Origin of the sequence: Pseudomonas chlororaphis, assembly GCF_001921865.1 — a bacterium.
GTDB lineage: Bacteria > Pseudomonadota > Gammaproteobacteria > Pseudomonadales > Pseudomonadaceae > Aquipseudomonas > Aquipseudomonas chlororaphis_D.
Genome location: NZ_MSCT01000010.1, coordinates 311,624 through 320,625, shown reverse-complemented (window position 1 = coordinate 320,625; position 9,002 = coordinate 311,624). Strand labels below are relative to the sequence as shown.

10 protein-coding genes are annotated in these 9,002 nt (G+C 66.8%); 7 read left to right on the top strand and 3 right to left on the bottom strand.

Translation table 11 applies throughout. The features are described 5' to 3' along the window. Positions 1-440 precede the first annotated feature (440 nt). Both BTN82_RS13810 and BTN82_RS13805 read left to right on the top strand, forming a co-directional pair. On the top strand, positions 441-1,874 hold the full coding sequence (locus BTN82_RS13810; protein WP_075119671.1) for a nucleobase:cation symporter-2 family protein: 1,434 nt from the start codon (positions 441-443) through the stop codon (positions 1,872-1,874). Between the two features lie 158 nt (positions 1,875-2,032). Then, on the top strand, positions 2,033-2,506 hold the full coding sequence (locus BTN82_RS13805; RefSeq protein ID WP_075119670.1) for an LEA type 2 family protein: 474 nt from the start codon (positions 2,033-2,035) through the stop codon (positions 2,504-2,506). Between the two features lie 131 nt (positions 2,507-2,637). Here BTN82_RS13805 and glsB read toward each other — a convergent pair whose 3' ends face one another. Continuing rightward, positions 2,638-3,546 (bottom strand): glutaminase B, encoded by a 909-nt coding sequence (gene glsB, locus BTN82_RS13800; RefSeq protein ID WP_075119669.1) that lies wholly within the window; start codon positions 3,544-3,546, stop codon positions 2,638-2,640. A 201-nt stretch (positions 3,547-3,747) separates the two neighbouring features. On the opposite strand from glsB, the gene BTN82_RS13795 reads away from it, so the two are divergent. The 4 genes from BTN82_RS13795 (at position 3,748) to BTN82_RS13785 (ending at position 6,765) form a co-directional block, all read left to right on the top strand. Further along, entirely contained in the window at positions 3,748-4,644 is an 897-nt protein-coding gene (locus BTN82_RS13795) for a LysR family transcriptional regulator (RefSeq protein ID WP_075119668.1), read from the top strand. Positions 4,645-4,778: 134 nt separating this feature from the next. Then, complete coding sequence (locus tag BTN82_RS13790) at positions 4,779-6,032, top strand: ferric reductase-like transmembrane domain-containing protein (protein ID WP_075119667.1); 1,254 nt, start codon at positions 4,779-4,781, stop codon at positions 6,030-6,032. A gap of 30 nt (positions 6,033-6,062) precedes the next feature. After that, entirely contained in the window at positions 6,063-6,191 is a 129-nt protein-coding gene (locus tag BTN82_RS31545) for a hypothetical protein (RefSeq protein WP_261792969.1), read from the top strand. 28 nt (positions 6,192-6,219) lie between these two features. Further along, a complete protein-coding gene (locus BTN82_RS13785; RefSeq protein ID WP_075119666.1) occupies positions 6,220-6,765 on the top strand; it encodes a GNAT family N-acetyltransferase in 546 nt (181 codons plus the stop codon). On the opposite strand, the gene BTN82_RS13780 is transcribed toward BTN82_RS13785, so the two are convergent. Then, on the bottom strand, positions 6,758-7,678 hold the full coding sequence (locus BTN82_RS13780; RefSeq protein WP_075119665.1) for a carbon-nitrogen hydrolase family protein: 921 nt from the start codon (positions 7,676-7,678) through the stop codon (positions 6,758-6,760). The genes BTN82_RS13785 and BTN82_RS13780 overlap by 8 nt on opposite strands. An 85-nt stretch (positions 7,679-7,763) precedes the next feature. Here BTN82_RS13780 and BTN82_RS13775 point away from each other — a divergent pair, with 85 nt between their 5' ends. Further along, complete coding sequence (locus tag BTN82_RS13775) at positions 7,764-8,699, top strand: LysR family transcriptional regulator (RefSeq protein WP_075119664.1); 936 nt, start codon at positions 7,764-7,766, stop codon at positions 8,697-8,699. Here BTN82_RS13775 and BTN82_RS13770 read toward each other — a convergent pair. Continuing rightward, positions 8,671-8,925 (bottom strand): hypothetical protein, encoded by a 255-nt coding sequence (locus BTN82_RS13770; protein WP_075119663.1) that lies wholly within the window; start codon positions 8,923-8,925, stop codon positions 8,671-8,673. The two genes, BTN82_RS13775 and BTN82_RS13770, sit on opposite strands and share 29 nt — an antisense overlap. Positions 8,926-9,002: the final 77 nt, after the last annotated feature.

Genomic DNA, 9,002 nt, shown 5'->3' with positions numbered 1-9,002 from the left:
AATCCCTGTAGCCGCTGCCGCAGGCTGCGCACGACTGCGCAGCAGGCGCTAAATCAGGCTCCGCGCTGTTCCAGGCAGACCGCACATCCAGGTTTTGCGGCCACTGCGTTGCCGTACGCAGCCTCGCGGGCTCGACAGCGGCTACACGGACAACGCAATCCCTGTAGCCGCTGCCGCAGGCTGCGTATGACTGCGCAGCAGGCGCCGGGCGTTTCCTGGCAGGCCCGGGACGTCGCACAGGCCCGATCAATAATTTGTCGAAGTTTTCCTCCGCGAGCCCGTCAGCCCTTCTGGCCCGGCCACCTTTCTGGCATCCTGCGCCTCCATTTTTCCGACCGGGTCCGCAGAGGTTGCCTTGCGCCCTATGCCACCCCGTGTCGCGCCCCTTTTTTTCCACGTGTTTCATGCCCTATCGACACGTCATTGGCAGGCTTTTTCCCATGACCGCACCTGATCGCTCCACGCCGCGTTACAAGTCCGACCTGATCTACGGCCTGGAGGACCGCCCGCACTTCAGCGCGGCGATCTTCGCCGCGCTGCAACACGTGCTGGCGAGTTTCGTCGGCATCATCTCCCCGACCCTGATCTTCGGCGGCGTGCTCGGCCTGCAAGATGAAACGCCCTACCTGATCAGCATGGCGCTGTTCGTCTCGGGCCTGGGCACCTTCGTCCAGGCCCGGCGCCTGGGGCCGATCGGCTCCGGGCTGTTGTGCGTGCAGGGCACCAGTTTTTCCTTTATCAGTGTGCTGCTCAGCGCCGGCCTGATGGTCAAGGGCCGCGGCGGCAGCAACGAAGACATCCTCTCGACCATCTTCGGCATCTGCTTCTGCGCGGCCTTTATCGAGATGTTCCTCAGCCAGTTCATCGGCAAGCTGCGCAAGCTGATCACCCCGGTGGTCACCGGCACCATCATCACCCTGATGGGCCTGTCGCTGATCAAGGTGGCGGTCACCGACATGGCCGGCGGCTTCGGCGCCCCGGACCTGGGCGCCGCCAGCAACCTGGGGCTAGCCGCGCTGGTGCTGCTGACCATTGTCGTCCTCAACCGTTTCAGCCACCCGATGCTGCGCCTGGGCTCGATCGTCATCGGCCTGACCCTGGGCTTCGTCGTCGCCTGGCTGCTGGGGCGGGTCGACCTCGCGGCGATGCCGGACGTGCCGCTGGTCAGCGTGCCGGTGCCGTTCAAGTACGGCTTCTCCTTCGACCTGATCGCCTTCATTCCGCTGGCGGTGATTTTCCTGATCTCGCCGTTGGAAGCGGCCGGCGACCTGACTGCCAACTCGATGATTTCCCAGCAGCCGGTCAAGGGCCCGCTGTACATCAAGCGCATCAAGTCGGGCCTGCTGGCCGACGGTTTCAACTCGGCGGTGGCCGCGGTGTTCAACAGCCTGCCGATGGTCACCTTCGCCCAGAACAACGGGGTGATCCAGCTGACCGGCGTGGCCAGCCGCTACGTGGCGTACTTCATCGCCGGCCTGCTGGTGCTGCTGGGGCTGTTCCCGGTGATCGGCGCGGTGCTGCAACTGATGCCCAAGCCGGTGCTCGGCGGCGCCACCCTGATCATGTTCGGCACCGTGGCCGTGGCCGGGATCAAGATCCTCGCCGAGGCCGGGCTGCACCGACGCAACGTGCTGATCGTGGCCATTTCCCTCGGCATGGGCCTGGGCGTGGCGGCGGTGCCGGAAGTGTTGCGCGAACTGCCCAAGGCGCTGCACAACATCTTCGAGTCGCCGATCACTGTCGGCGCCCTGTGCGCGATCCTGCTGAACATATTCCTGCCGGAAGAATTCATCGAGCTGGAAGAAGACGAATTCGACCCGGAAGCGGCGACCCTCAAGGTCATGCAGGACCCGGACGTCAGCGCCAAGGCTTGACTCCATGTCGTCATTGCTCGCGATGGACCGCGTTATCGTTCATCGCGAGCAAGCTCGCTCCTACACGTCCGAGTGAGGCTGGAGGGTTGCGCCGATTTGTGGCGGCGGCCAGGTCGCGCTAGATTCGCACGGCCTTCTTTTTGCAGAGACGAACCTCGATGCGCAGACTTCTCACCCTCGCCCTTTCCCTGCTGTTGCTCAGCCTGAGCGCCTGCGCCCTGTTTCCCCAGCGCGACCCGCTGACCATCAATGTGGTGGGCATCGAGCCGTTGCCCAGCCAGGACCTGGAAGTGCGTTTCGCCATCAAGCTGCGCCTGCAGAACCCCAACGAAACCGCGATCGACTACAACGGAGTGGCCCTGGACCTGGAGGTCAACGGCCGGCCGCTGGCCTCCGGGGTCAGCGACCAGAGCGGCAGCATCGGGCGTTTCTCCGAGGGCGTGCTGGTGGTGCCGGTCAGCGTCTCGGCTTTCTCCGTGCTGCGCCAGACCCTGGGCCTGGGCCAGACCCAGAGCCTCGACAACCTGCCTTATGTGCTGCGCGGCAAGCTCGCCGGCGGCCTGTTCGGCACCCAGCGTTTTGTCGACAAGGGCCAGCTGAGCCTGCCGAAGAGCGCAAACGTCATCTGGTAGGCCTCAAGATCGCTGGCGAACGCTGCGCGTTCGTACGCAGGCTTCGCCAGCGGCTACCGTCGACCGCGCCGCCCTGTAGCCGCTGCCGCAGGCTGCGCACGAGTGCGTAGCACTCGCCCCCGTCGCAACACCTAGAACACCGACCAGCCGATCCGTTGGCTCAGCAGCTCCAGGGCGGCCATGCCCACCAGCGAGTTGCCGGCGGCGTTCAATTCCGGCGACCACACGCACACCGTGAACTGCCCCGGCACCACCGCGACGATGCCGCCGCCCACGCCGCTCTTGCCCGGCAGGCCGACGCGGTAGGCGAAATTGCCGGCCTCGTCGTACAGCCCGCTGGTGGCCATGATCGAGTTGACTTGCTGGGTCTGGCGCGCGGTGAGGATCTGTTCGCCGCTGTGCTTGCAGAAGCCGTCGTTGGCCAGGAAGCAGAACGCCCGCGCCAGGTCGACGCAGCTCATGCGCAGCGCGCAGTGGCTGAAGTAGCTGCGCAACACCGCTTCGACGTCGTTGTGGAAATTGCCGAAGGACTGCATCAGGTAGGCCATCGCCGCGTTGCGCGCGCGGTGCTGGTACTCCGACTCGGCGACGCGGCCGTCCACCAGCACCTGCCGATTGCCGGACAGGCGCCGCACGAAATCGCGCATCGACAGCGCCGGCGCGGCGAACCGCGACTGGTTGATATCGCAGATCACCAGCGCTCCGGCGTTGATGAACGGGTTGCGCGGGCGACCGCGTTCGAATTCCAGCTGCACCAGGGAGTTGAAGGGTTGCCCGGAAGGTTCGTGGCCCAGGCGCTGCCAGATCGCCTCGCCGGAATGTTCGATGGCCTGCACCAGGCTGAAGACCTTGGAAATGCTCTGCACCGAGAACGGCGTATCGGCGTCACCGGCGCTGAATACCTGGCCGTCGTTGCCGTAGACGGCAATCCCCAGCTGGTTGGCCGGCACATCGGCCAGGGCCGGGATGTAGCTGGCCACTTTGCCCTGGCCCATCAAGGGACGGACTTCGTCGAGGATCTCGTTCAACAACGCTTGCATGTTCAGACTCGCACATTCTGCCCCGCACCGCCGCGAAGCTATCGCTGCTAGACGCACCCCGGCGGGTCGAGAACACAGTGATCGCAGCGATCCGCCGGACGCGGCCGGAAACCGCGATAAAAATGCCCCGGGCGCCGCGCATTTTTGATCGCAAAGATCCGCAGCTGATAGGCTTTCCCCTATCTTCGACTGGGAGCGCTCATGGATCTCAACGCCGCCAGGATGTTTGTCAGCGTGGTCCAGTGCGGCAGCATTTCGTCTGCCGCCAACCTGCTGCAACTACCCCTGGCCACCATTCGCCGAGGCATTCGCGAACTTGAACGCAGCCTCGACGTGCAACTGCTGGAACGCTCCGCCCGCGGCCCCCGGCTGACCGCCGCCGGCAGCCAGCTCTACGAACATGCCAGCCGCGGTATCGAAGCCCTGGCCGAGGGCGAACATGCTGTCAGAAATGATCGATTGCGCTTGCAGGGCCGCCTGAGTGTGTCCGTGCCCGCGGCGTTCGAGAGCTGGTGGAAACTGCTGGCCGCCTTCCAGCGGCGTTACCCCGAAGTCCAGGTGGCGGTCTATACCAGCGAACGGGGCAACGAACCGGAGGGCGACCTGGCGCAAGACGGCGTCGACGTGGCGTTGCGCGCCGGACCGCCGCTCGACGACGGCCGCCCGGCCCGCCTGCTCGCCACCTACCGCCACCTGCTGGTCGCCAGCCCGTTGCTGCTGGAGCGCCTGGGCACCCCGCAGACGCCGGACGACCTGCGCGGCTTTCCCTGCGCCGTCTGGTCGCGCCATCCCTATGCCCGGGAACGCTGGCAACTGGGCGAGCAGTCCTTCAGCCCCGAGCCGCTGTTCGCCGCCAACGACTACCTGCACCTGCGCCAGTTGGCCGTGACCGCCAAAGTGGTCACCGAGCTCCCCGCCTTTCTCGCTGCCGAAGCCTTGCGCGATGGGCGCCTGCGAACCCTGCTGCCCTGGCTGCCGATGCCGGAGCAGCAGCTGCACCTGCTGTACCCGGACCGCCAGCCGCCCTCGAACATCGTCCGCGCCTACCTGGATTTCGCCCAGGACTGGCTGCGCCAACATCCCTTGCCCGCCTACTGAGCAGGCGCTGATACAGATCAGTCCGGGGGCGCCGCGCGGCCGATAAAATGCCGCCAGGCCGCGCCCCGTTGCGCCGCCCTCCACCTACTCTGAGCGTCGACGCCGGCGCCAGCCCACCCGGAGGCGTCCCCGCTGTGAAACCCCGCTACCCGGTGCTCGGCATCCTGCTGGTCACCACCCTCACCGTACTTCTGGAAATCCCCAGCGTTACCTGGCTGACGTCCGCCACCCTGAGCCTGATCCTCGGCGCCAGCGCGCTGGCCTGCATGGCCCTGTCCTGCCTGCTGGCCAGCCGTTGGCGCTGGGTCGAGCGGCTGTTCGGCGGCCTCGACCGGGTCTACGAGACCCACAAGTGGCTGGGCATCTGGGCCCTGGTCGGCGCCAGCTATCACCTGGTGTTCAAGGCCAACCTGGACAGCTGGAACAGCGTGCCGATCCTCGAGCTTTCCAAGTACTGGACGCGCATGGTGCGGCAACTGAGTTACCTCGCCCTCGGCCTGATCGTGCTGCTGGCGCTGAACCGCAACATTCCCTACGGCCAGTGGCGCTGGTGGCACAAGCTGTCCGGGCCGCTGTTCGCGATCGTCATCCTGCACTGGCTGAGCTTCAAGTCGCCGATAGCCCTCAAGACGCCCTCGGGGATCTGGCTGACCCTGCTCTGCGGCCTGGGCCTGCTCGGCGCCCTGTACAAGCTGCTGCTCTACCCGTGGCTGGCGCGGGCCGGCGAATACCGGATCAGCGCGGTGCGCCTGGAAAAGCACGCCCTGCACCTGGAGCTGACCCCGCTGCATCGCGGCTTTGCCTTCCAGGCCGGGCAATTCGCCTTTCTCGCCCTGCAGGAAAAAGGCTTGCGCGAGCCGCACCCGTTCACCATCGCCTGCGCCCACGCCGGCGACGGGCGCATCGAGTTCGTGATCCGCGCGCTGGGCGACTACACGCAACGGCTGCGCCAGCAGGTCAAGGTCGGCATGCGCGCCAACGTCTACGCGCCCTATGGCCGCTTCCAGCGCCCGCTGCAAGCCGGACGGGAAATCTGGATCGGCGGCGGCGTGGGCATCTCGCCCTTTATCGCCTGGTTGCAGGATGCCGCCGCCGGACAGTTCGACAAGGCGAGCCTGGTGTACTGCTGTAACCCGTCGCGGGCGTTCCCCAGCGTGTCCACCCTGCAGGGCCTGGCCGAGGAACGCGGGGTGGATTTCATCGGCCACACGGACGGCGCCGAACGCCTGGGCGACACCCTGAAACGGCTCGCCGGCGACACCGACCCGCGGCAGGTCCAGATCAGCTTCTGTGGCCCCAAGGGCCTGCTGGAGCGGGTCAAGGCGTCGATGCGCGACTGCGCGATTCCCGAGCGCAACCTGCACTACGAGTTGTTCGAGTTTCGCTGAAACCCGAGCCGTTCAGCCGCGGCGCTGTTCGTGCAGCATCAGCCGCACCACCAGCGCCGCCCGTTCCCGGTGCTCTGGCCCGGCAGTCGACATCGGCCGCCGAAGCTGCGAGTGTTCGTCGACTTTCTCAGCGAGCGCCTGGTGCTGGGCTGCCCCTGACCACCCTCACAAGGAACGTACGCCGGCCATGCAACCGACCCCCACCCTGTACACCGAACGGCTGATCCTGCGCCCGCTGGAGCTGGCCGACGCCGAGGCCATCCAGCAGCAGTTCCCGCACTGGGATGTGGTGCGCTACCTCAACGCCCGAGTGCCTTGGCCCTATCCGGCCGACGGCGCCCTGAGCTATCTGCACGACCTTGCCCTGCCGGCCATCGCCCGCGGCGAGGAATGGCACTGGTCGATCCGCCTGAAAAGCGCCCCCGGACAGTTGATCGGCGTCGTCAGCCTGATGGACGAAACCGACAACAACCGCGGCTTCTGGCTGGGCCCGACCTGGCAAGGCCAGGGCTACATGAGCGAAGCCAGCGCGGTGGTGACCGAGTACTGGTTCGAGGAGCTGGGGCGCGAGGTGTTGCGGGTGCCCAAGGCCGCGCCGAACCTCGGCTCGCGGCGGATTTCCGAACGCAGCGGCATGCGCCGGGTCGGCAGCGACGAGGACGACTTCGTCAGCGGCCGCCTGCCGCGGGATCTCTGGGAAATCACCCGCGAGCAATGGCGCCGCCTCAGATAAAGCGCACGCCGGCCTTGGCCCGCTCGTCCACCGTCAACTCGAACACATCCGGCCGCGCGTAGTGGCCGACCACGTCGTAGTCGTAACGCGCCCGCACCAGTTCGGCGGTGTCGATCCGCGCCGTCAGCAGGCCGGCGCGGCCCACCAGCGGGCCGGCCAGCACCTCGCCCATGGGCCCGACAATCACGCTGCCGCCGGCAATCAGCGGGCGCTCGGCGGGCCAGTTGGCAATTTCCAGCCCCAGGGCCTGGGGCGACGCCTGCACCTGGCAGGCGCTGACCACAAAGCAGCGGCCTTCGTGGGCGATGTGGCGCATGCTGACCTGCCACATCTCGCGCTCGTCCACGGTCGGCGCGCACCAGACCTCGACACCCTTGGCGTACATCGCGGTGCGCAGCAGCGGCATCATGTTTTCCCAGCAGATCACCGCGCCGACGCGGCCGACCTGAGTGTCCAGCACCGGCAGGGTCGAGCCGTCGCCCTTGCCCCAGATCAGCCGCTCGGTGCCGGTGGGCATCAGCTTGCGGTGCTTGCCCACCAGGCCGTGCTGCGGGTCGAAATACAGCGCCGTGCAATACAGGGTGCTGCCGGCGCGCTCGATCACCCCCAGCACCAGGTTGGCTCCGGTGCGCGCCGCAAGGCCGGCCAGGGCCTCGGTTTCCGCGCCCGGCACCTCGACGGCATTGGCGAAATAGCGGGCGAAGGCGTCGCGGCCTTCCGGCAGGCGATAGCCCAGCTGGGTGCCGAAACCCTCGCCCTTGGGGTAACCGCCGAGCAAGGCTTCGGGCATCACCACCAACTGCGCGCCAGCCTCGAGGATGGCGGTTTCATAGGACAGGATCTGTTCCAGGGTGGCGGCCTTGCCCTCTGGCAGGGAGCCGATCTGCAACGCGGCGACAACGGACTTGGGCATCGGGAAAACTCCTGGGGTGATGAAGTGTTGCCCATTGTCCGGCCCTCGCCGATCATGCGAAAAGCCCACCCTGATACTGAATGATATGAACCAGATGAATATCGCCCAGGTCGATCTCAACCTGCTCAAGGCCTTCGAGGCGCTGCACGACGAGTCCAGCGCCAGCCGCGCCGCCCTGCGCCTGGGCGTCACCCAATCGGCCATGAGTGCGGCGCTGCGGCGCCTGCGCGAGCTCTACGGCGACCAGCTGTTCGTGCGCACCGGCCGTGGCCTGGCGCCGACGCTGCGGGCCAACCAGCTCAAGCCGGTGGTCAGCGAAGCCCTGGACAAATGCCGGCAGAGCCTGGCCATGGTCGACCCCCACGCCAGCCAGTATCAGGGCCGCTCGGTGGCGATCGGGCTGTCGGACGATTTCGAGATCGCCCATGGCCGACAGCTGATCGAGGCTGTGGCCCGGCGCGCGCCGAAGCTGCGCTTGATCTTTCGCCAGAGCCACAGCCAGATCGTCGGCGAGGCGCTGTTGCAGCGCAGCATCGACCTGGCCATCAGCGCCGGCGGGTTCGCTGAGCGCCTGCTCAGCCGCCAGGTGTTGGGGGAAGGCAGCTACCTGTGCCTGGCGGACCCGGCAAGCCTGAAGCCCGGGCAACAGGCCATCGGCCTCGACGAGTTCGTCGCCCGCGAGCATGTGCTGGTGTCGTCGCAAGGGTTTATCGGGATTACCGACGAGGCTCTGGCAGCGCTGGGTCTGAGCCGCCAGGTCTGCGCCTCGACCACGCATTTTGCCGCGTTGCCCCATCTGCTCAAGGGCAGCGAGGCGGTGGCGACCATTCCGGCGCATGCCGCGCGCAGCATTGCCGCGTTGAGCGGGCTGGCGTTGCTGCCCTGCCCGCTGGACCTGCCGCGCTACCCGATCGAGCTGGGCTGGCGCACCAGCGCGCAGATCGATCCGGTGGTGCTGAAAGTACGCGAGGCGATTGTCGAGAGTTTCGCGGTTACTTGTTCGCCGCCATCAGGCGATTGACTTCGCTGCGCACCATGTTGGCGTATTCCGGCGGCGACATGCCGTCCAGCTCCGAGCGCACCCATTCGGCCCATCGGCCCTTGCGCTTGGCGCGCTCGCCGAACAACCGCGCGGCTTCGCCCTTGGCCTTGCCCAGGTTGCTCTGCCACAGATCGAACAGGCGGGACTTTTCATCTTCGATCTCCGCGCGTTCGGCGAGGGTCTTGTTGGCCAGATTGAAGCTCATGGGAATTTCCTGCTGCGTAAAATAGCCGACATCTTACACTGTGACGGTTGGGGTTTTGCGTCCGGCATCAGGCTCGG